This is a genomic window from Actinomadura darangshiensis, from assembly GCF_004349235.1.
GTDB classification, from domain to species: domain Bacteria; phylum Actinomycetota; class Actinomycetes; order Streptosporangiales; family Streptosporangiaceae; genus Spirillospora; species Spirillospora darangshiensis.
In genome coordinates, this window is the sequence record NZ_SMKY01000157.1 from 1 (window position 1) to 20796 (window position 20796).

Genomic DNA, 20796 nt, shown 5'->3' on the forward strand with positions numbered 1-20796 from the left:
GGTCTGCGCGCTCGTCGCTGGGGGCGGCGTAGGCGGCGGGCTCGTCCGCCAGGACGTGAGGCGGGCAGGGGGCGAACAGCTCGTCAGCGGTCCACTCGGGGAACATCGCTTCTAACACGCGGCAGTGGTCGGTGTAGGGCAGGCGTTTGAGTCCGCCGGATGTCCAGCGGTGGAGTTGGGCGCGGCTGGGTGCGGTGCCGGTGAGTTCGGGCGCGATCTTCTTGGCGGCCTGGTTGTAGGCGGCCTGGAACATGCCGTACCGGTGTAGGCGGCGTTGACGGATCACGACTTGCAACAGGATCGGTTGGGGAGACACCGGCCGTCCTCTCTGGGTGGGCGTTCACCAGGCTAGACGCACCGTGACTTGAAGACGAGACGAAGTCGAGACAGGTGTAAGACGTTGATGCGCAAGACGAGATGATCAGGGCGTCGTGACGCAACGTGACTTGTTGGCACGGTGTGGTCATGGCGAGCGATTGCACCTCTTGCGAGGGACGCGGGGTCAAGCGGCGTGTGGCGCGACGGACGTTGGCGCCGGGGCACGTGGCGGGCGTTCCGGCTGACAGCCGTCAGGACACCTGCCCCGATTGCTTGGGGACGGGCCAGGCGGCCGAGCGGCGGGACGGTGCGCAGTCGTGAACGCCAGGGATGTTGAGTTGCGGCTTCTGGCTGACCTGCGAACCTCGCTCCTCGGTCTGGGCCTGGCGGTCCGGCTGGATGAGGGAATGCCGGGGCTGCTGGTGGGCACGGCCAATCCGGGCCTGTTCGTGTGGGTGTTCGTCGGGGCCTCGGGGCGGACGTTCACCTGGAGACGCGACGACAGCAAGCACCCGGTCGACGACGTGCCAGGCGCGGCCGCCCAGGTCGCTCGCTTCGTGACCGCTCAGGGCGGACAGCTCAACGGGTCGGCTAACGACCACTTCGACTAGCGCTCTCGGCTGGCCCGATGGGCTGGCCAGTGCGCATTGAACGGCAGAGCCGGCGGCGTGACGAGGATGGCCCGCGGCGTGATCGGCCCCCCATTGATCACGCGTGTGTGGGTGGGCGGGCCAGACCCCGCGCCGTCGGCTCTGCTTCCAACGAAAGCGAGAGACTGGTGATGGGTCCTTCTATCTCCCGTGATGCTGAGCTTCGTGTGCTGGGTGACTTGTGCCGGGCCCTGGTCGCGCATGGTCTGTGCGTCCAGTTGCGTGACGCGATTCCCGGTCTGACGATCACCCGGACGGGTGGGACGACGCTGGACATCGTCGGCTACGTCGTGGTGAACCGGCGCAAGGGCCAGGTCTCGTGGTGGCGGGTCGACAATCTTCACCCGGTCAACGACCTGGACGGCGCGGTCGAGCGGATCATCGCGTTCATGGCCGAGTCGGCGGCGTCCAACCGTCCGGGGCCTCGGCCATGAGGTCGTGGGGCGGTGATGCTGCCGATGATGTGACGGCGGCGATCATCACGCTGGAACGCCGGTTCCCGGGCGCGTCGGTCTGGTTCGGACGGCACACGTTCCGGTGGTGGGCGATGATGCCGGGCTCTACGCGGTGGGTGCTCTGTGAAGCGATGACGCCCATGCAGCTCGCAGACAGGATGGCTGAGGCGTACGGGTCGACTGTTCACGGCGGAGTAGTCGGGCCTGCTGGTCTCCGGTAGTCGTGACTTAGTAGCAGGGTCCCAGTAGGTTGACAGGTAACAAATCCTGGTAAGACAACCTGTCGGATGATGGACGGTCGAGATGAGCCTTGAATCTGTGCCGCCAAAATACGCCCAGCTCGTCACGGAGCTTCAACGGCGCATCGAAGCAGGCCAGTACGCCCCCGGCTCGGCGATGCCTAGTGAACACCAGCTCATCGACGAGTTCGGGGTGAGTCGACCGACCGTGGTTGCGGCCCTGCGGGTTCTCCGCGATCAAGGGTGGATCGACTCCCGGCAGGGCAAAGGCCGGTTCGTTCGGGGCCGTCCTGCCCTGGCCTCGCTGGAGAACGCGCGGGCCGGTCAGGTCCGGTTGGCTGGCTCGGAGGCGGCCGTCCCTGGTGAGGTGCTGGCCGCTGGGGTCGTGGACGCTTCGAACCGTGTGCGCACGTTGCTTGGGCTCGACTCGTCCGGCAAGGCGTTCCTTCGCCGGCGACTGCTGACGGCTGATGATGCGCCGTCTGAACTTCTCTCCCTCTGGCTTCCCCTCGACCTGGCTGAGGGGACGGACCTGACCAGTGGTACGCCCCTGGAACAGGGCGTGCGGGAGCATCTGGAGTCCCGCAAAGGCGTGGTGTTGGATCACGTCATCGAGCACATCGTCGCGAGGATGCCGACCGGCGAGGAAGCGCGCGTGCTGGCCATGCATAAGGGGACGCCGGTCCTCGTCGTGTACGCGACCGCTCGGGACGCTGCTGGTCGTCCGCTCCTGGTGGTCGACACGGTCATGCCTGCTGACCTGCATGAGCTGGAAGACGCCTACCCGCTGGCGTGACCGTATCCGGCCACACGCCGGTTAGTTACTTGATAGACCAAGCTGGGTACGCTTATGATCACACTTGATAGGTCAACTGACAGACAGTTGACCGGATGGGATGTGATCAAGATGGCGGTGCAAGGTCCGTTCAAGGTCGCGTTCGGGGACGTGTTCCCGTTCGGGGCGTTCGTCAAGGGCGGTGTCGAGCCGGTGCGGGACTTCGACCGGTCGACCCGCGAGAACTTCGTGCAGGCCCGTGACAAGGAGACCGGCGAACTGGTGTGGGCGGTGGAGGTTCTCGACGCCGACCCCGAGTCCAAGGGGACGTTCAAGGTCAAGCTGATGGCGCCGGTTCAGCCGCTGGTTCCGGAGGCTCCGGCGGGGTTCCCGTTCGTGCCGGTGGAGTTCGATGGGCTGGCGGTGACCCCGTACGTCAACAGCGGCACGGGCCGTCTGGCCTACTCGCTCAAGGCGGCGGCGGTGCGTCCGGCCAACTTCAAGGGCAACGGCTCGTCCCGGACGGCGGGCAAGGACAACGCGGCGAAGGATGCTGCGTGATGGCGGGCGGGCGCATGTCGGCGCTGTCGCTGCCCATCGACACGACCGCGAGTGTGGAGTTCAAGCCGTTCCGGGCGCGTACGCCGCTGTTCACGGTGAAGGCGGGGCGGGTGCTGGTCACCCTCACCCTTCCCGAGCGGATCAACGCCGGGGACGTGGAGTTCGCGCGCGGCCTGGCCGAAGAGGCGGCGGCGTACGCGGTGGAGGTGGAGCGGCTGTACCGCTCCGGTCGCCGTCCCTCGTCCGGCCGTGCCTCGCGCCGGTCCTCGTCGGGGCGGGCGGTGGCCTGATGGATGCCTACAGCTACACAACGGTCTCGGTCGAGTCGGACGGGACGGCCAAGGTTCATGTGGCCATGCACCCGGACGAGGACGTGACGGTCTACTGCACGCCGGGCCGTGACCGGGCGCAGATCTCAGTGATGCACGCGCGTGCCGATGTGACGATCTGCCCGACGGACGCGACCGCGCCCTCTACCGGTGACGTCCAGGTCGCGCGCCAGCTCGCCGCCGCGTTCGCGACCTACGCGGCCGAGGTCGAGCGGCTTCACAACGAGAACGCTGCCGGGGCCGCAGACACAGCGGCCTGAAATGCAGGCGGGGCGGCTGGAGGTCGCATCTCCGGCCGCCCCTTCCTCTCTCCCCTGAACCACACAAAGAAGAGGTGTGCCCATCATGGCATGGGAGTTTCGCAAGCTCGGTCCGGGCGAAAACGTCGCCGTAGAAGCACAGCGTGACCCGTTCGCCGCGCCCAAGTGGGCGCCGCCGGTGTGGCACATGCCCGAGGGCCTGGTCCTGCTCGTCAACGTCGTCCGCGCTCTCGTCCGCACGGCCGTGTTCCTGGTCCGCAACATCGTCCCCGTCTCCGTCCTGTCCGTCCTGGGCTGGCTCGGTGTCCAGTTCGGGTGGCCGGTCCCCGTCCTGGTCCTGGCCCTCGTCGTCCTGGCCCTGAGTGTGTGGGTGCTGGTGGACCGCCGGTCCTTCGTCCGCTGGGTCGCTCGTCCGGCGCGTGCCCGGTGGCGACTCGTCTTCGTGTACCGGCGGGACTGGCAACCGGTCTTGGTCACGGCGGGCCTGACCAAGGTGCACAAGGGGCGGGAGTATCTGCCGTCGCTGGTGCGGGTCCGGTGCGGCCCGACGTCGGATCGGGTGCTGGTGAAGATGCTCAAGGGGCAGGCACCGGACGCCTGGGAACAGGTCGCGGTCAACCTCGCGCACGGGTTCGGCGCCACCCTGGTCCGCGTCCGGGACGGGGACCGTCCGGGCCGTATCTGGCTGGAGTTCGTCCGCCGCGATGCCCTCGCCGTCCCCCTCCCCGCGCTACCCGTCCCGGACGCGGCCGACGTCGACCTGTCCGGGGTGGAGATCGGACGGCAAGAGGACGGTTCGCCTTGGCGGCTGCGGCTCCTCGGGACGCATGTGTTGATCGCGGGGGCGACGGGGGCCGGCAAGGGCTCGGTCATCTGGTCGACCATTCGCGCCCTGCTGCCGCTGATGCTCGGCGGGCTGGTGGAGGTGTGGGCGATCGACCCCAAACGCATGGAGCTGAGCTTTGGGCGGGCGCTGTTCGAGCGGTACGGGCGCTACTCCTCCGACCCCAAGGGCGGCATGGTCGAACTTCTGGAGGCGGCGGCCGAAGACATGAACGCCCGCGCCGAACTCTTCGCGGGTGTCACCCGGTCGTTCACGCCCTCGCATGAGCACCCGTTCCGGGTCATCGTGGTGGATGAGCTGGCGTTCCTGACCGCCTACTGCCCCGAACGCGACCTACGCAAGCGGGCCGAGTCGGCACTGGCCGTGCTCACCAGTCAGGGCCGGTCGGTGGGGTACTGCGTGATCGGTGCGCAGCAGGACGCCCGCAAAGAGGTCAACAACCTGCGCAACCTGTTCCCCGACCGCATCGCCCTGCGCCTGGACGAAGACGAACAAGTCGACATGGTCCTTGGCGACGGTGCCCGCGACCGCGGCGCGTTCGCTGATCAGATCTCCTCCATCCCGCAGATCGGCGCCGGAGTCGGGTTCGTCCGGCTGGAAGCCTCACCGGATCCGGTGCGGGTGCGGGCCGCCTACGTCTGCGACGCCGATATCCGCGCGATGGTCGCGCTCGGCCTGCCTGAACTCGACATCGAGGGGGCCGCGTGACCAAAGCTGCTCCCACCGCCACCCGACCCACCGTCACACAGCCCACCCTGGACGCTCCCGACGTCGCCCCCTCGCCGGTCGACGACTCCTCCGGGGCTGTGGTCAAGACGCTGCCCCCGCTGGCGCGCGGTGTCCTGGAAGCGGTCGCCGTCGAACAAGGCGTCTGCATCCGCCCTGTGCCCATGCGGCGGGTCGACCTGAACACGGGCGCGGCCGAAGTCGTCTACGTCCCGTGCGGTCACACCCTGGCCTCGGTGTGCCCCTCGTGCGCTGAACGCAAGCGCAAGCTGCGGGCCGTCCAATGCAATCAGGGCTGGCACCTGACCTCCGAACCGGTCATCACGCGGGCTGATCCCGACGCTGAGCAACGCGCGTGGATGGAACTTCGGGCACAAGCCCAAGCCGCGCGTGACCGTGCGGGCTTGGAGGGGACGGCGGACGGGGAAGACGCCTCGTTCTGGGATGCCGTGGTGCGTGACCTCGACATCGAACTAGAACGCTCCGGGGTCCGCGGTGCCCTCAAGACCGGTGAGGAGAGCAAGGGCCGGCGCTCCCGGTCGACTCGGCGGCGGCAGGATGCGCCGGACCTTCCTCGGCGTCCGGTCGACTCCCGCACGGTCGGCAAGGTGTACCGGGGCCGCGATGGGATGACGTTCCGGCCTTCGATCTTCCTGACCCTGACGTTGGACTCCTACGGGCGGGTTCGGGGCGATGGAACTCCGGTCGACCCGGACGCCTACGACTACACGCGGGCCGCGCGGGACGCGTTGCACTTCTCCAAGCTGGTGGACCGGTTCGTGCAGAACCTGCGCCGGTTCGTCGGCTACGACGTCCAGTACTTCGCCACCGTCGAACCCCAACGCCGGTTGGCTCCCCACCTGCACATGGCCATACGCGGGACGATTTCGCGGGCTGAACTGCGGCAGGTAGTAGCGGCCACCTATCACCAGGTGTGGTGGCCGTCGACCGACCGTGTCCTCTTCTCCGGGGATCACCTGCCGGTCTGGGACGAGGTTGCGGGCGAGAACGGCGGCTACCTCGACCCGGCAACCGGTGAGGTCCTCCCGACCTGGGATGAGGCGCTAGACAAGCTGGGCCTGGACGAGGATGCCGAACCCTTGCACGTGGTGAAGTTCGGGCGGCAGATCGACGCACAGGGCGTGATGGCCGATTCCCAGCAGTCCCGCAAGCTGATCGGCTACCTGACCAAGTACCTGGTCAAGGGCGTCGCCGAGTGCCACGAAGCGGAGACTAACGCGCAGCGTGAGCACGTCGACCGGATGGCCGAGACCCTCCGCTATGAGCCGTGCTCGCCCACGTGCGCGAACTGGCTGCGCTACGGCGTCCAGCCCAAGAACCCGCGGGAAGGCATGACGCCGGGCTTCTGCAAGGGCAAAGCACATCGCCGCGAACACCTCGGCTACGGCGGCCGCCGCGTCCTGGTCTCCCGCAAATGGTCCGGCAAGACCCTGGCTGATCACAAAGCCGACCGCAAGGCGTGGGTCCTGGCGCGGCTGGCTGAGGCCGGTGTCCCGGTCCTCAACCCGGCCGACCCGAACGCCGTCCACGTCTGGGAACGCGCCGGTCCCGCTGACCCCGACGTCAAGTCCAGAGAAGCGCGCCTCCTGCACCTGATCAACGAACGCGTCACCCGCCGCGCCCAACTCGACCAAGCAACCCAGAACCCCACCCCCGAACTTTCGGCAACTGCGGAGGCAGCGTGAGCACTCGGCGCGATGAACTCCTGACAGTCCCCCAAGTCCTTGAAGAACTGGGGGGCGTGTCTGAGCGGACGTTCTACCGCTGGCGCGAGATCGGGAAGGCGCCGGAAGCGCTCCGGCTCCCGAACAACGAACTTCGCATCTGGCGTAGTGAGCTGATGCGCTGGCTCGGGACCCTCCAGGAGGCGGCGTGAGGACGTCCTACAAGGTCAAGTTCTGGGAGATCCGTCCGAATAAGGCCGGGCCGAGGTCGGGCAAGCCAGGCAAGGTCATCTCATACACGGTGCGATGGACGGTCGCCGGGCGGGAGAGGTCGCAGACGTTCCAGCGGTCGACGCAAGCGAAGAACTTCCTGTCTGACCTGCGGCAGGCTGCGAAGAACGGCGAAGAGTTCGACCTCGACTCGGGGTTGCCGCTGTCCACGCTTCCGGACGATGCGCCGGAGAAGCCTGCACGTACGTGGCTGGAGTTCAGCCGGGCCTACGTCGACATGAAGTGGCAGGGCGCTGCTCCCAACAGCCGTGACGGGCTTACCGAGACGATCGCGACGGTTTCGCCTGCGCTGGTACGAGAGGACGCGCCGGAGTCGCCCGACTTGGAAGTTCTCCGGCGGGCGCTGCGCGCCTACTACCTGGCTCCGCAGGATCGGGAGAAGCCTCGACCCGCCGAGATCGCTGAGGCGCTCTACTGGCTGGAGAAGGCATCTCTGGACATGCCGGAGGTTGCCAAGCCTGCCAACGTCCGGGCCGCGCTCAACGCACTCTCGCGACGACTGGACGGCAAACCGGCGGCTGCCTCGACGGTGGCCCGTAAGCGGGCGGTCCTCTACAACGCCTTCGAGTACGCGGTCGAACTGGAGGAGTTCGACCGGAACCCGATCGACAGGGTCAAGTGGACTCCGCCCAAGCTCGCCGAAGAGGTCAACTGGCGCGTCGTGATCGGGCCTCGCCAGATGCGGGAGTGTCTAACGGCGGTCACCTACATCGGCAAGCGGGGAAGGGGCCGGCGACTGCGGGCGCTGTACGCCTGCATGTACTACGCGGCGCTTCGTCCGGCTGAGGCGGTGGCGCTGCTCAAGGGTGACTGCCATCTTCCGGCAACTGGCTGGGGACAGCTCGTCCTGACTCGGTCGCTGCCCGAGACGGGGTCGCGGTGGACGGACAGCGGGTCGACTCACGAGCAACGCGGGCTCAAGCTCCGTCCGCTGGCCGAGGTCCGTACGGTCCCGATCCCGCCGGTACTGGTGGAGGTCCTCCGGGGGCACATCGCCGAGTTCGGGACGGCTGCGGACGGGAGGATCTTCCAGACCGAGCGGGGCGGCATCGTCGGATCGACGGCCTACGGCGATGTCTGGGCGGCGACTCGGGCTCTGGCCTTCACACCTGAACAGGTCGCCTCTCCCCTGGCGCGGCGGCCGTACGACCTGCGCCACGCGGGGGTGTCCCTGTGGCTCAACTCCGGTGTTCCGGCAACCGAGGTCGCCGAACGTGCGGGCCACAGCGTCAAGGTCCTGTTGCAGGTCTATGCGAAGTGCATCCTGGGCCAACACGACCGAGCGAACCAGCGAATCGACGATGCTCTCGATGACTGATCCGATCTACTCTGTAGGGGCTCCGGTTTGCACTGGAGCCCCTTCGCCGTTCCCGGCGCGACCTGCGGGAACGCACTCGGACTCATTCCGCGTATATTCCGGGACCAGTGACAACCGGGTGCGTTCGGTGGCATCTGGCTGCATGCGGAGGATCTTGGAAAGCGAACAGCCTCTGACCGTTTGCACTGGTCAGAGGCTGTTTCAGCACGTGTGGCGGGTCCAGGATTCGAACCTGGGTAGGCTAAGCCGACGGATTTACAGTCCGCTCCCATTGGCCACTCGGGCAACCCGCCGTGGTGTCGCTTGCGCGACGGCACTCGAAAGGATAGCGGACGGTGGGAGTGGGTGTGACATCGAGGGCTCGGGGAGTCGATACGCTCTCTGGACCGTGATGTTGCTGCTGAGGGGATGTGTGCGCGATGGCCGATTCGTCGTTTGACGTGGTGTCGAAGCTGGACCGGCAGGAGGTCGACAACGCGCTGAACCAGGCCGCCAAGGAGGTGGCGAACCGGTTCGACTTCCGGAACGTGGACGCGGGGATCAAGTGGTCCGGGGAGTCGGTCGAGGTCCAGGCGAACACCGAGGAGCGGGCGAACGCCGTGCTGGACGTGTTCAAGGACAAGCTCGTCAAGCGGGGGATCTCGTTGAAGGCGATCGATGCCGGAGAGCCGAAGCTGTCCGGGAAGGTGCACAAGCTGGGCGTGGCGCTCAAGGAGGGGATCGCCCAGGAGGACGCCAAGAAGATCGGGAAGATCATCCGGGACGAGGCGGCCAAGGGCGTCAAGGTGCAGATCCAGGGGGACGAGCTGCGGGTCAGCTCGAAGAAGAAGGACGACCTGCAGGACGTCATCAACCTGCTCAAGGGCAAGGATCTTGATGTGGCGCTGCAGTTCGTCAACTACCGGTAGCCCGGCATAGGAGCGCGCCGGCCCCATCCCCCGCAGAAGTGGCCGGCGCGCTCTCGTGTGTTATGACGCGGCGGAGCCCGGAATGGTTCGGACTAGCGGTGGCCCGCCATCTGTTCCAGGCGGGCTATGCGGTCGGCGGTCGGGGGGTGGGTGGAGAAGAGCTTGCCGATGCCGGCGCCCTGGAAGGGGTTGGCGATCATCAGGGCGCTGGTGGTGGCGAGTTCGGGGTCCTGCGGCAGCGGCATCGCGCGGGTGCCGGCGTCGATCTTGCGGAGGGCGGACGCCAGGGCGAGCGGGTCGCCGGTGAGGCGGGCGCCGGCGGCGTCGGCGGAGTACTCGCGGGTGCGGCTGATCGCCATCTGGACGACGGCGGCGGCGACCGGGCCGAGGACGAGCATCATGAGGGCGCCGAGGATGCCGGGGCCGTCGTCGTCCTCGGCGCGGCCGAGCGGCAGGAAGATCGCCAGGTGGGACAGGTAGGTGATCACGGTGGCGATGGCGGCGGCGACCGAGGAGATCAGGATGTCGCGGTTGTAGACGTGGGACAGCTCGTGGCCGAGGACGGCGCGCAGTTCGCGTTCGTCCAGCATCTGGAGGATGCCGCGGGTGCAGCAGACGGCGGCGTTGCGCGGGTTGCGGCCGGTGGCGAACGCGTTGGGCTGCCGGGTCTCCGAGACGTAGAGGCGCGGCATGGGCTGGCGGGCGGAGGTCGACAGTTCCCGGACGAGCCGGTACAGCGTCGGCGCCTCGACCTCGCCGACCGGGTGGGCGCGCATGGAGCGCAGCGCGATCCGGTCGCTGAACACGTAGGCGACGCCGTTGGTGCCGAGCGCGATGACCAGCGCGATCGTCAGCCCGGCGGTGCCGCCGAACGCCCAGCCGGCGACGAGCAGCAATGCCGACAGCGCGGCGATCAGTCCCGCCGTCTTGACGCCGTTGAACTGCACTTTCCGTCTGCCTCCCCGTCGACCCCGGCTTGAACGTCAACGGTTTGACCTGGGTGAACGTTCCCGTCTAGGTGGCTTGCACCACTGTCTGCAGGACTATCTGCGGTGCGATCGACAGGACGACGGCACCTGCGGCGGCCGCGGCGATCGCGGCGCGTGCGCCGACCCCGGGTGCGGCGTCGTAGGATTCGTCGGTGGACGGGGTGAACAGCCGGACCGCCCAGGCGAGGTAGTAGTACAGCCCGATCACCGTGTTGATCGCCATCACGACGGCGAGCCAGGTGACGCCGCCGGCGACGGTGGCGCGGAACACGACGACCTTGGCGAACAGTCCCATGACGCCCGGCGGCAGGCCGGCCAGGCAGATCAGGAAGAAGGCGAGGGCGGTGGCGACGGCGGGGCTGCGGCGGGCGAGGCCGCGGTAGTCGTCGAGGGTGTCCCAGCGGCCGTGGCGGTGGAAGCCGATCACGACGGCGAACGCGCCGATGTTCATGACGGCGTAGAGGGCGACGTAGGCGGTGGTGGCGGCGACGGCCTCGGGGAGCCGGTGCGAGCCGACCGCGAGCGGCGCGAGCATGTAGCCGGACTGGGCGACCGACGACCAGGCCAGTAGCCTGATCGCGGTGCGCTGGCGGAGTGCGGCGAGGTTCCCGAGCGTCATGGTGAGCGCGGCGAGGACGGCGATGACGGGCCCCCACACGTGCCCGTAGGCGGGCAGGCCGAGGGCCAGGACGATCGCGAGCCCGGCGAATCCGGCGGCCTTCGAGACGACGGAGAGGAACGCGGCGACGGGCAGCGGGGAGCCCTGGTAGACGTCCGGCGCCCAGAAGTGGAAGGGGACGGCGGCGACCTTGAACGCGAACCCGGCGAGGACGAGGACGGAGCCGACGGCCGCGACCGGGTCCAGGTCGGAGTCCAAAGAGGCGAGGGCGGGCGCGATCCGGTCCAGGTGCATGGCGCCGGTCGCGCCGTACACGAGGCTGATGCCGAACAGCATGATCGCGGTGGAGACGACGGAGACGAGGAACAGTTTCAGTGCGGCCTCGGACGCCGTCCCGTCGTAGCGGCGGAGCGCGGACAGTGCGAACACCGGCAGCGACAGCGTCTCCAGCGCGACGATGAGGAGGACCAGGTCGCGGGCCGCGACGAGCGCGAGGGCTCCGATCACGGCGGCGAGCAGCAGGAAGTGGTACTCCCCGACCGGCATCTTGGAGTCGGTGATCTCCCGCTGCGACAGCAGGACGACGATCACGGCCGCGCCGAGGACGATCCCCTGGAACAGCAGCGTGAAGTCGTCGGCGACGTAGGAGCAGGACCGGGGGCCGCCGTGCCGCAGGCCGTCCGGCAGGCACAGTGTGGCGCGGCGGTCGCCGCCGGCGAGCACGATCACGGCGATCAGCGCGACGGCGAGGGACCCGCCGGACACCAGGGACAGGACGCGGCGGGGCGCGTCGAAGGCGTCCGCGAGCAGCAGCCCGATGGCGGCGACGGCGAGGATCAGCGGCGGTGCGAGTGCCGCGTAGTCGATGTCCTGGATCATCAGCCGCCTCCGAGCAGTGCGCGGACCGGACCCGTGGTCACGTCCAGCAGGGTCTTCGGCCAGAGGCCGACCAGCAGCGTCAGCGCGATCAGCGGCACCCAGGCGGCGTACTCCTGCATGGAGACGGCCGCGCCGGTCGGCCGCGCGACCCCGTCGACGGGACCGTGGGTGAGCTTGGCGAGCATCCGCAGGAAGTAGGCGGCGGTCAGCACGGCGCCCAGCGCGGCGACCGCCATGAACGTGACGAACGTCTCACGCGGCAGGTCGGCGTGCGGACGGTACGCGCCGACCAGTGCGAGCACCTCGCCCCAGAATCCGGCGAGCCCGGGGAGCCCGAGGGACGCGACGGACGCGAACGTCAGGATCGACGCCAGCCGCGGGGACGTGCTGAGCATGCCGCCGCCGATCGCGTTCATGTCGCCCGTCCCCCAGCGTTCCTTGACGGAACCGGCGAGGAAGAACAGCAGGCTGGTGATGAGGCCGTGCGCGATGTTGCCGAAGAGGGCGGCGTTGATGCCGACGGGCGTGAGCGTCGCGATGCCGAGCAGGACGAATCCCATGTGCCCGACGGACGAGTAGGCGATCATCCGTTTGAGGTCGCTCTGGGCGAGGCAGGCGAGCGCGCCGTAGATGATCCCGATGACGGCGAGGAGGCCGAGCCATGGCGCCCAGAATTGCGCGCCGTCCGGGGCGAGCGGCAGCGCGACGCGGACCAGCCCGTACGTGCCCATCTTCAGCAGCACCCCGGCCAGCAGGACGGACCCGACCGTCGGCGCCTCGGTGTGCGCGTCCGGCAGCCAGGTGTGCAGCGGCCACATCGGCGCCTTCACCGCGAAACCGATGCCCATCAGGGCGAACGCCGTGATCTGGATGCCGTGCGACAGGCCGGACCCGTGCCGGGCGGCGAGGTCGGTCATGTCGAGCGTGCCCGCCTCGGCGCCGACGAGCAGCATCCCGGCGAGCAGGAGGCCGGAGCCGAGGAGCGTGTAGAGGATGAACTTGAAGGCGGCGGCCCGGCGTCCCGCCCCGCCCCACAGCATGATCACCACGTACATGGGGATCAGGACGGTCTCGAAGAACACGAAGAACAGGACGAGGTCGAGGGCGACGAACGTGCCGAGCATCCCGATCTCCAGGACGAACAGCAGCGCGGTCAGCAGCCGGATCATGCCGCCCGCGGGCGGGTGCCGCAGCGTGTAGAGGAAGCACAGGAACGTCAGCAGGGCGGTCAGCACGACCAGCGGCAGCGAGATCCCGTCCACGCCGAGGTGGAAGCGCAGGCCGATCGCGGGCGCCCAGGCGTGGTCGACCTCCAGCTGCATGCGGGACGTGTCGCCGAAGTCGAACGCCGTCATCGCGGAGATCGCGACGAGGAGGGTGGCGGCGGACACGGCCGTCCCGAACGCGCGGACGGCGAAGTCGGTGCGCAGGAACCGGCTCGCCGGGACGAGCATGGCGAGGGCCCCGCACAGCGGGATCGCCATCATCAGCACGAAGATCACTGGAAGATCACCACCGCGGCGACGATGACGGCGACACCGGCGAGCAGGCCGGTGAGGTAGGTCTGCGGGTTTCCGTTCTGGATGATCCTGACCAGGCCGGCGAGGCGTCGTGCGCCCGCTCCGGTCCCGACGACGGCGGCGTCGACGCGTCTGCGGTCGAACAGGACGACGTGCCGCGCCAGTGCCTCGACCGGGCGGACGATCGCCATCGCGTACAACTCGTCCACGAAGAAGGCCCGAGCGAAGACGGGACGCACCGGCCCGAGCGCGCGCGCGGGATCGAGTGCCGGGTCACGGTTCCAGACGAGGAACGCGACGCCCGCCCCTAGCGCGAGCAACAGAACGCTAAGCAACGAGGCTCCAAGGTGCGGGCGCAGTTCCGACGCCCCGAGCCCGAAGAAACCGAGGATCGCGGCGGGAACCGCTAGCGCCGCCACCGTCCACGACATGAACTTCGACGGCTCCCGGATCTCGTACGACCCGCGCGGCTCACCGAAGAACGTCATCAACCACGCACGCGTCGCATAGGCCGCCGTAAGCACGACCGTGAGAAGCAGTCCCAGATAGACGAGCCACGCCACCCCGCCTGGGAGGCCCTCGTCCAGCCGGTAGGTCCACACCGGCCCGTCGACCGCCTTGGGAGGCGCGTAGGCGAACCATCCCCCGCTCGTTTTTTCGTCACCACCGTGGGTGGCGGCGTGCTGGGCGGCCTCTATGACGGAGTCCTTGCTGAACCAGCCGCTGAACGGCGGGACGCCCGCGAGGGCGGCGAAGCCGACGGTCATCGACCAGAAGGTGACGGGCATGCCGCGCCGGAGCCCGCCGTAGTGCGCGAGCATGTTCGACCCGGCGGTCACGATCACGCAGCCGGCGGCCAGGAACAGCAGCGCCTTGAACGCGCCGTGCGTCAGCAGGTGGAAGATCGCCGCCGACTTCGCGCCGACCGCGAGCCCGGCGGCCATCACGGCGAGCTGGCTGATCGTCGAGTACGCGAGGACGCGTTTCAGGTCGTCCTGCGCGAGGGCCGCGCACGCCGCGCCGACCATGGAGATCACCGCGGCGATGCCCAGCACGGCCAGCGCGGACGGGGCCAGCAGGAACACCCCGTACAGCCGCGCGACGACGTAGATCCCGGCCGCGACCATCGTCGCCGCGTGGATGAGGGCGCTGATCGGGGTGGGGCCCGCCATCGCGTCCGGCAGCCACGTGTGCAGCGGGAACTGGGCGCTCTTGCCCGCGACCCCGGCGAGCAGCAGCAGCGCGGCCGCCGTCACCGTCGAGCCGGGCAGCTCGCCCGCCCGCGCGAGGATCTCGGAGATCCGGAACGTCCCGGCGCCCACGCCGAGGACGATCACGCCGATCAGGAAGCCGACGTCGCCGAGCCGCGTGACGAGGAACGCCTTGACCGCCGCCCGCGAGTTCGCCCGGTCCTCCCAGTGGTGGCCGATCAGGAAGTACGAGCAGATGCCCATGACCTCCCAGCCCGCGTACAGGACGAGCAGGTCACCGGCGTAGACGACCAGCAGCATGGCCGACGTGAACAGCGAGATGAACGCGGCGTAGGACGAGTACCGCCGGTCGTCCTTCATGTAGGCGACCGAGTACACCTGGACGGCCAGCGCCACGCAGCAGACCATCAGCCCGACCACGGCGGACAGCCCGTCCACCTGCAGCCCGACCCGGATCGGCACCGACCCGGTGTCGACGACCGCGAGCAGGCCCGTCCGCTCGCCCGGGCCGCGCCACACGACGGACGCGACGGCCGCCGACAGGACGAGCGACACCGCGATCGGCGCGCATGCGATCACACCCGGGCCGCCGCCCGGCACGCCGCGCACCGCACGGGTCAGGGACGGGCCGAACAGCATCCCGGCGAAGGCGGCGAGGAACGGGAGCAGGACGACCAGGGAGGCGAGCCAGATCACGGCGCCGCCTCCTCGCGGTCGGGCTCGCGCTGAGTCCCGGGTTCCGGTTCCGTCTCCTCGGACAGGGCGCGCAGCCGATCGATGTCCACCATCTGCCGGTTCCGGAACACCAGCAGGATGATCGCCAGGCCGAGCCCTACCTCCGCCGCCGCGATCACGATGGTGAACAGGGTGAGGACCTGCCCGCCGTGCAGGCGGTCGCGGTACCAGATGTCGAACGTGACGAGGTTGAGGTTCACCGCGTTCAGCATCAGCTCGACCGACATCAGGACGAGGATCGCGTTGCGGCGCGCCAGCACCCCGTAGACGCCGACGGAGAACAGCAGCGCGGCGACGACCGTCGGGTAGGCGAGGTGCATCAGGCGCCGCCCTCCTCGTCCGGCCGGGCGCCGGTCTCCGGCCGGGTCCGGACGTCCGGGCGCGTCCGGATGTCCGAGCGCGACAGGACGATGGCGCCCACCAGCGAGGCCAGCAGCAGCACCGACAGCACCTCGAACGGCAGCGCCCACGTCCGGAACACGGCGGCGCCCAGCTCCTCGGCGGACCCGCCGCCCGCGTCCAGCGCCATCTTCGTGTCCCGGAACCCGATGACCATGACCGTGACGAGGACGGCGGCGGTGGCGGCCGCGACCGCGAGCGCCGCCCACCGGTTCCCGGAGTCCAGGTCGGCGGACTCCCCGATCGGCGCCCGCGTCAGCATGATCCCGAACAGCAGCAGCACGACGATCGCGCCGACGTAGATGAGGACCTGCACCCAGGCGACGAACTCGGCGGTCAGGACGAGGTAGCCGCCGGCGAGCGCGCCGAACGACACCACCAGCCACAGCGCCGCGTGGACGAGCTGCCGCGTCGTCACCACCAGGATCGCGGACCCGACCGCGACCACGCCCAGCAGCGCGAACACGATCTCCTGCCCGCTCACCCGCCGCCCCCCGGACGGCGCTCGGCCCGCGCGGCCGCCTTCTCCGCCGCGGCCACTTCCTTCGGCGGCTCGGCGGCCGGGTCGTGGGCCTGCGGCGGCGGGACGGTCCACATCCACTCGCGCAGCCGGTCCTTCTCGTGCGTCAGCTCGGCGATGTCGTACTCGGCGTACTCGAACTCCGGCGACCAGAACAGCGCGTCGAACGGGCACGCCTCGATGCAGATCCCGCAGTACATGCACAGCGCGAAGTCGATCGCGAACCGGTCGAGGACGTTGCGGGTCCGGGGACGTCCGCCGCCCTCGGCCGGGAGGGTCTCCTTGTGCGAGTCGATGTAGATGCACCAGTCGGGGCATTCGCGGGCGCACAGCATGCAGACCGTGCAGTTCTCCTCGAACAGCGCGATGACGCCGCGGCTCCGCGGCGCCAGATCGGGCTGCACTTCTGGGTATTGACGCGTTATGGACCGCCGCGTCATCGTCCGCAACGTGACCGCCAGCCCTTTGGCCAGCCCGCCTCCTGGTAGCCGTCCCACGCGCCCCATGATTGCGCACGATGGGCTTGGGGGGAACGCGGCGGGCTCCGCGTTCGTCCAACGAGACGTAGGCCGTGTGGTATCAGGCGTGCTTGCGGGCAGGGAGGGCATGTGAGTCATCACGCGGACCGCCCCTCCGAACCTGGGCCCGGTCACCGTCCCCGGCCGGCATCCGACCGCGCCCGGCCCGCGTCCGACCACCCGCGTCCGCCGCACCGGTCGTACGCGCCGCCCGGCTGGCGTCCGCCGTATCCGGGGCCGCCCGTGTACCCGCAGCGTCCGGGGCCGCCGATCGTCCCGGTACCGGCGGAGCCGGCGCGCGGCGTGCTGTGGGCGTTCGTGCCGTTCATCACGTTCGGGTACGGGACGCCGTTCTCGTTCCTCTACGCGGCCGTCCGGCGCGGATCGTGGGGGCTCGGCGCCACCGCCGCCGGGTACGGGGCCGGGACGGCCGCCGTCATGGCGCTGCTGCAGTCGGGCGATCCCGTGCTCACCGTCCTCGGCTCGCTGATGGCGATCCTGCTGTGGATCGCGGGCACCGGGCACGCGTTCGCCGTCCGGACGTCGGTGTTCCCGCGCGACACCCCCCGCAACCGGCTCAACGAGCACGCGGTCGAGGTCGCCAAGTACCGCCGGAGGCTGCGGGACGAGGCCCGCGCGCTCGCCGCCGACGACCCGGCGCTGGCCCGCGAGCTGCGCATCGGCCGTCCCGACGTGCCCCGTACCTACGACGACGGCGGGCTCGTGGACGTCAACCACGCGCCGCGCGAGATCCTGGAGGCGCTGCCCGGCATGACGCCGGAGATGGCCGATCGGATCATCGCCCGCCGCGCGGAGACGGGCTCCTTCCTGTCCGCGGAGGAGATGGCGGTGGACGCCGACATCCCGCCCGACGCCCTCCCGCAGATGGCCGACTACACGATCTTCCTCAGGTGACGACCCTGAGGACGCCCGTCAGCGCGAGCTGCGCCAGGGACAGCGGGACGAGCCACGCCCAGGCGAGCTTCTGCAGCTGGTCCTCGCGCATGCGCGGGTAGCTGACCCGCAGCCAGATCACGCAGAACGCCAGCACACCGACCTTGATCAGCGTCCAGAGCCAGCCCAGCTCGGTGTTCAGGAACGGGCCCTTCCACCCGCCCAGGAACAGGACGGTCGTCAGGGCGCACAGCACCACGATCCCGGCGTACTCGGCCAGGATGAACAGCGCGAACCGCAGTCCGCCGTACTCGGTGTACGGGCCGAAGATGATCTCCGAGTCGGCGACCGGCATGTCGAACGGCGGGCGGCGCAGCTCCGCCAGGCCCGCGACGAAGAACACCACGGCGCCGATCGCCTGCCACGGCAGCCACCACCAGCGCCACTCCTCGACGACGCCCTGCAGCGACAGCGTCCCCGCCGCCATCGCCACCGACGACGCCGCGAACACCATCGGCAGCTCGTAGGACATCAGCTGCGCCGCGACCCGCATCCCGCCGAGCAGCGAGTACTTGTTCGCGCTCGCCCAGCCCGCCATGATCGCGCCGATCACCCCGACGCCCATCACGGCGAGCGCGAAGAAGATCCCCGGGCCGAGGTCCAGCGCGACCTGCCCGCCGGGGCCGACCGGGATCACGAGCAGCACCAGCAGGTACGGGACGATCGCCACGCCCGGAGCCAGCTTGAACACCCACCGGTCGGCGTCGCGCGGGACCACGTCCTCCTTCTGCGCGAACTTGACCCCGTCGGCGACGAGCTGCGCCCAGCCGTGGAAGCCGCCCGCGTACATGGGGCCGAGGCGGCCCTGCATGTGCGCCATCACCTTGTGCTCGGCCTGCCCCACCAGCAGCGGGAGCAGCGCGAACGCGGCGGCGACCAGAACCAGCTTGCCGACGACCTCAAGCATTCGGCCCCCAGTCCTCAGGCACGCCGGGTGGGCGGACGCGGCGGCGGCTCGGGGCGCCGTGGCCCGATTCGCCAGGTTCCTTGGCGCCCGGCCACGGCTTGGCGACGCGGGCGGCGAGCACGAAGTCCTTGCGCAGCGGATGGCCCTCGAAACCGTCGGGCAGCAGCAGCGGGACGAGGTTCGGGTGGCCCTCGAAGAGGATGCCGAACATCTCCGCCGTCTCCCGCTCGTGCCACGCGGCGCCCCGGTAGATGCCCGTCGCGGTCGCGAGGACCGGCGCCCGCTTCGGCACGCGGGTGCGGACCAGGAGGTGGTGGCGGCGCTCCAGCGAGTACACGTGGACGACGACGGCGAAGCCCTCGTCCAGCTCGTCCACGCCGGTCAGCCAGTCGAAGAAGCCGCAGGACAGGTCGTCGCGGGCGAACGTCAGCGCGGCCGTCCAGTGCTCGGGCGCGATCCCGACGGCGAGGCCGCCGAACGTCTCCTCGGTGCTGATCTCGTCGCCGAACCGCGCGGTCCAGGCGTCCGCCAGCTCGGCGCTCACCGGTCCCGTCCGATCCGGTCGTCGTGGTCGCCGCCGGGATCGTCGTCGGTCAGCCCCGGGATGATCGACGGATCGTGCCGCCGCAGCTCCTCCTCGTCGACCGGGACGGGCTGCGTCGCGTCCTCCGGCTCGACCGGCCGGGTCGTGTCCGGTGGTGCGATCGGCTCGTCCTTGATCACGTGGACGGGCTGCGTCGTGTCGTCCGGGCGGGCCGGCGGTGCCGCCGGCGGTTCGGCTTCGCCGAGGTGCGGGACGGGCATGGTCTCGCCCTCGTGGACTCCGCCCTCGGAGACCTCGCCCTCGGAGGCCCCGGCGGCCGGGCTCCCGGCCGTGGCGTCCCACTCGTGGAAGGTCTCGTGGAGGTCGGGCGGGGGCGGCGGAGGCGGCGGCTGGATCGGGCGGCGCAGCACCGTGGCCGACAGCGGACGCGGCGCCGGCGGCGGGGCGACCGGTTCGCCGCCCGGCCCGCCGCCGCCGTTGTACCGGTCGCCGAGCGACTCGGCCGCGATCTTCTCCTGCAGGTGGACGATTCCGTGCAGCAGAGCCTCCGGCCGCGGCGGGCAGCCGGGCACGTAGACGTCCACCGGGATGATCTGGTCGACGCCCTTGGTCACGCAGTAGGAGTCCCAGTACGGGCCGCCGCAGTTGGAGCAGGCGCCGAAGGAGATGACGTACTTCGGCTCGGGCATCTGCTCGTACAGCCGGCGCACCGCGGGCGCCATCTTGTCGCTGACGGTGCCGGACACGACCATCAGGTCGGCCTGCCGCGGGCCGGGCGCGAACGGGATGACGCCGAGCCGGATGAAGTCGTGCCTGCTCATCGACGTCGCGATGAACTCGATGGCGCAGCAGGCCAGCCCGAAGTTGAAGACCCACAGCGAGTAGCGGCGGCCCCAGTTGAGCACGAACTTGATCGGCTTGGGCGCCAGCCGCGACAGCGGCCCGACGCTCGGCGGCGGTAGATCGATGGTGCCCACGACGCCATTGTTACAGCGCCCGGGGCGTCAGACCCAGGACAGGACGCCCTTCTTGCCCGCGTACGCGAGGCCAGCGGCCAGGAACGCGAGGAAGACGAACATCTCGCCGAGCGTCGTCGCCCCGTAGCCGGGGTCGGCGAAGACCGTCGCCCAGGGGAAGAGGAACACCGCGTCCACCGCGAAGACAACGTACAGGTAGGCGAAGACGTAGTAGCGGACGTAGGAGTGGGCCCAGCCCTCGCCGACCGGGTCGACGCCGCATTCGTACGTGGTCAGTTTCTCGGCCGTGGGACGCTGGGGTCGAAGCAACCGGTTCGCGGTGAGCGCGCCGCCGACGAGCGCCGCGCCGGCGAGGAGCAGCACGACCACGACGACATATGTGTCGAAATAGTTATGCACCAGTTCCTCCTCGCGTGCGTCTCATCCAGTATCTCCCGAAGCAGCATCGGGGGTGGGTGACGTCGTACCTCCACCCCGAGGATCACAATGTCATGGTTTTGCTGCACACTAGGCTTGCATGGGGTCACTTTGACCTGGAAGGACGTGACCGGATGAGCAACCCTCCGCCTCCCCCGGGCTGGGAATCCCCGGGCGGCGCCTCCTGGCCGCCTCCGCCGCCGCCGGCGGGCCCGGGCGGGCCCGGTCCCGGGGCGCCCCTACCGGTC

At 69.7% G+C, this 20796-nt stretch carries 24 protein-coding genes and 1 tRNA gene; 12 read left to right on the forward strand and 13 right to left on the reverse strand.

Annotated elements, in window-relative coordinates:
* A partial coding sequence (locus tag E1293_RS28475) for a hypothetical protein (RefSeq protein WP_207939140.1) occupies nt 1–286 on the reverse strand: 286 nt, incomplete at its 3' end.
* A gap of 349 nt (nt 287–635) precedes the next feature.
* Here E1293_RS28475 and E1293_RS28480 point away from each other — a divergent pair.
* The 10 genes from E1293_RS28480 to E1293_RS28525 all read left to right on the forward strand — a co-directional run bounded on the left by E1293_RS28480 (nt 636) and on the right by E1293_RS28525 (nt 8451).
* Nucleotides 636–929, forward strand: coding sequence for a hypothetical protein (locus E1293_RS28480; protein ID WP_132200568.1), 294 nt, complete (start codon nt 636–638; stop codon nt 927–929).
* A gap of 206 nt (nt 930–1135) precedes the next feature.
* The gene (locus tag E1293_RS28485; protein ID WP_132200569.1) at nt 1136–1402 is read left to right on the forward strand and encodes a hypothetical protein; all 267 of its coding nucleotides are present in this window, start codon (nt 1136–1138) and stop codon (nt 1400–1402) included.
* 324 nt (nt 1403–1726) lie between these two features.
* Entirely contained in the window at nt 1727–2458 is a 732-nt protein-coding gene (locus E1293_RS28490; protein WP_132200570.1) for a GntR family transcriptional regulator, read from the forward strand.
* Between the two features lie 111 nt (nt 2459–2569).
* A complete protein-coding gene (locus E1293_RS28495; RefSeq protein ID WP_207939141.1) occupies nt 2570–2998 on the forward strand; it encodes a plasmid replication, integration and excision activator in 429 nt (142 codons plus the stop codon).
* A complete protein-coding gene (locus E1293_RS28500) occupies nt 2998–3288 on the forward strand; it encodes a hypothetical protein (RefSeq protein WP_132200571.1) in 291 nt (96 codons plus the stop codon). Before E1293_RS28495 ends, E1293_RS28500 begins: the two co-directional genes overlap by 1 nt.
* A complete protein-coding gene (locus tag E1293_RS28505) occupies nt 3288–3587 on the forward strand; it encodes a hypothetical protein (RefSeq protein WP_132200572.1) in 300 nt (99 codons plus the stop codon). The genes E1293_RS28500 and E1293_RS28505 overlap by 1 nt, the downstream gene beginning before the upstream one ends.
* Nucleotides 3588–3672: 85 nt before the next feature.
* Entirely contained in the window at nt 3673–5139 is a 1467-nt protein-coding gene (locus E1293_RS28510) for an FtsK/SpoIIIE domain-containing protein (RefSeq protein WP_243716656.1), read from the forward strand.
* A 98-nt stretch (nt 5140–5237) separates the two neighbouring features.
* A complete protein-coding gene (locus E1293_RS28515) occupies nt 5238–6863 on the forward strand; it encodes a replication initiator (protein ID WP_132200587.1) in 1626 nt (541 codons plus the stop codon).
* Nucleotides 6864–6919: 56 nt separating this feature from the next.
* A complete protein-coding gene (locus E1293_RS28520; RefSeq protein ID WP_476920327.1) occupies nt 6920–7054 on the forward strand; it encodes a hypothetical protein in 135 nt (44 codons plus the stop codon).
* Nucleotides 7051–8451 (forward strand): tyrosine-type recombinase/integrase, encoded by a 1401-nt coding sequence (locus E1293_RS28525; protein ID WP_207939142.1) that lies wholly within the window; start codon nt 7051–7053, stop codon nt 8449–8451. Before E1293_RS28520 ends, E1293_RS28525 begins: the two co-directional genes overlap by 4 nt.
* Before the next feature lie 211 nt (nt 8452–8662).
* Here the strand turns inward: E1293_RS28525 and E1293_RS28530 are convergent.
* A tRNA-Tyr gene (locus tag E1293_RS28530) sits at nt 8663–8744 on the reverse strand.
* A 126-nt stretch (nt 8745–8870) separates the two neighbouring features.
* On the opposite strand from E1293_RS28530, the gene E1293_RS28535 reads away from it, so the two are divergent.
* Nucleotides 8871–9359, forward strand: coding sequence for a YajQ family cyclic di-GMP-binding protein (locus E1293_RS28535; RefSeq protein WP_132200574.1), 489 nt, complete (start codon nt 8871–8873; stop codon nt 9357–9359).
* A 92-nt stretch (nt 9360–9451) separates the two neighbouring features.
* Here E1293_RS28535 and htpX read toward each other — a convergent pair whose 3' ends face one another.
* From htpX to E1293_RS28570, 7 genes are all read right to left on the reverse strand, one after another.
* Nucleotides 9452–10306 carry a zinc metalloprotease HtpX gene (gene htpX, locus E1293_RS28540; RefSeq protein ID WP_132200575.1) on the reverse strand — a complete coding sequence of 285 codons (855 nt, stop codon included), beginning with the start codon at nt 10304–10306 and terminating at the stop codon, nt 9452–9454.
* A gap of 67 nt (nt 10307–10373) precedes the next feature.
* The gene (locus E1293_RS28545; RefSeq protein ID WP_132200576.1) at nt 10374–11846 is read right to left on the reverse strand and encodes an NADH-quinone oxidoreductase subunit N; all 1473 of its coding nucleotides are present in this window, start codon (nt 11844–11846) and stop codon (nt 10374–10376) included.
* Nucleotides 11846–13348 carry a complex I subunit 4 family protein gene (locus E1293_RS28550; RefSeq protein WP_341770217.1) on the reverse strand — a complete coding sequence of 501 codons (1503 nt, stop codon included), beginning with the start codon at nt 13346–13348 and terminating at the stop codon, nt 11846–11848. Before E1293_RS28550 ends, E1293_RS28545 begins: the two co-directional genes overlap by 1 nt.
* Nucleotides 13345–15273: an NADH-quinone oxidoreductase subunit 5 family protein gene (locus E1293_RS28555; protein ID WP_132200577.1), complete on the reverse strand. Its 1929-nt coding sequence runs from the start codon at nt 15271–15273 to the stop codon at nt 13345–13347. Before E1293_RS28555 ends, E1293_RS28550 begins: the two co-directional genes overlap by 4 nt.
* Nucleotides 15270–15632, reverse strand: a complete 363-nt coding sequence (nuoK, locus tag E1293_RS28560; RefSeq protein WP_132200578.1) for an NADH-quinone oxidoreductase subunit NuoK — start codon at nt 15630–15632, stop codon at nt 15270–15272. Before nuoK ends, E1293_RS28555 begins: the two co-directional genes overlap by 4 nt.
* Nucleotides 15632–16195, reverse strand: a complete 564-nt coding sequence (locus tag E1293_RS28565) for an NADH-quinone oxidoreductase subunit J family protein (protein ID WP_132200579.1) — start codon at nt 16193–16195, stop codon at nt 15632–15634. The genes nuoK and E1293_RS28565 overlap by 1 nt, the downstream gene beginning before the upstream one ends.
* Complete coding sequence (locus E1293_RS28570) at nt 16192–16728, reverse strand: NuoI/complex I 23 kDa subunit family protein (protein WP_132200580.1); 537 nt, start codon at nt 16726–16728, stop codon at nt 16192–16194. The genes E1293_RS28565 and E1293_RS28570 overlap by 4 nt, the downstream gene beginning before the upstream one ends.
* A gap of 111 nt (nt 16729–16839) precedes the next feature.
* Here E1293_RS28570 and E1293_RS28575 point away from each other — a divergent pair, with 111 nt between their 5' ends.
* Nucleotides 16840–17664 (forward strand): ComEA family DNA-binding protein, encoded by an 825-nt coding sequence (locus tag E1293_RS28575; protein ID WP_132200581.1) that lies wholly within the window; start codon nt 16840–16842, stop codon nt 17662–17664.
* Here E1293_RS28575 and E1293_RS28580 read toward each other — a convergent pair.
* The 4 genes from E1293_RS28580 to E1293_RS28595 are packed head-to-tail and all read right to left on the reverse strand — an operon-like array spanning nt 17657 to nt 20530.
* A complete protein-coding gene (locus E1293_RS28580) occupies nt 17657–18610 on the reverse strand; it encodes a complex I subunit 1/NuoH family protein (RefSeq protein ID WP_132200582.1) in 954 nt (317 codons plus the stop codon). The two genes, E1293_RS28575 and E1293_RS28580, sit on opposite strands and share 8 nt — an antisense overlap.
* Nucleotides 18603–19154 carry an NADH-quinone oxidoreductase subunit C gene (locus tag E1293_RS28585; RefSeq protein ID WP_132200583.1) on the reverse strand — a complete coding sequence of 184 codons (552 nt, stop codon included), beginning with the start codon at nt 19152–19154 and terminating at the stop codon, nt 18603–18605. Before E1293_RS28585 ends, E1293_RS28580 begins: the two co-directional genes overlap by 8 nt.
* The gene (locus E1293_RS50980; protein WP_132200584.1) at nt 19151–20131 is read right to left on the reverse strand and encodes an NADH-quinone oxidoreductase subunit B; all 981 of its coding nucleotides are present in this window, start codon (nt 20129–20131) and stop codon (nt 19151–19153) included. Before E1293_RS50980 ends, E1293_RS28585 begins: the two co-directional genes overlap by 4 nt.
* 27 nt (nt 20132–20158) lie before the next feature.
* Complete coding sequence (locus E1293_RS28595) at nt 20159–20530, reverse strand: NADH-quinone oxidoreductase subunit A (protein WP_132200585.1); 372 nt, start codon at nt 20528–20530, stop codon at nt 20159–20161.
* Nucleotides 20531–20796: the final 266 nt, after the last annotated feature.

Coding starts and splice junctions, on each gene's coding strand:
- E1293_RS28495 (WP_207939141.1), top strand. CDS start 2,570: ATGGCGGTGCAAGGTCCGTTCAAGGTCGCGTTCGGGGACGTGTTCCCG.
- E1293_RS28510 (WP_243716656.1), top strand. CDS start 3,673: ATGGCATGGGAGTTTCGCAAGCTCGGTCCGGGCGAAAACGTCGCCGTA.
- E1293_RS28545 (WP_132200576.1), bottom strand. CDS start 11,846: ATGATCCAGGACATCGACTACGCGGCACTCGCACCGCCGCTGATCCTC.
- E1293_RS28535 (WP_132200574.1), top strand. CDS start 8,871: ATGGCCGATTCGTCGTTTGACGTGGTGTCGAAGCTGGACCGGCAGGAG.
- E1293_RS28500 (WP_132200571.1), top strand. CDS start 2,998: ATGGCGGGCGGGCGCATGTCGGCGCTGTCGCTGCCCATCGACACGACC.
- nuoK (WP_132200578.1), bottom strand. CDS start 15,632: ATGCACCTCGCCTACCCGACGGTCGTCGCCGCGCTGCTGTTCTCCGTC.
- E1293_RS28490 (WP_132200570.1), top strand. CDS start 1,727: ATGAGCCTTGAATCTGTGCCGCCAAAATACGCCCAGCTCGTCACGGAG.
- E1293_RS28505 (WP_132200572.1), top strand. CDS start 3,288: ATGGATGCCTACAGCTACACAACGGTCTCGGTCGAGTCGGACGGGACG.
- E1293_RS28580 (WP_132200582.1), bottom strand. CDS start 18,610: ATGCTTGAGGTCGTCGGCAAGCTGGTTCTGGTCGCCGCCGCGTTCGCG.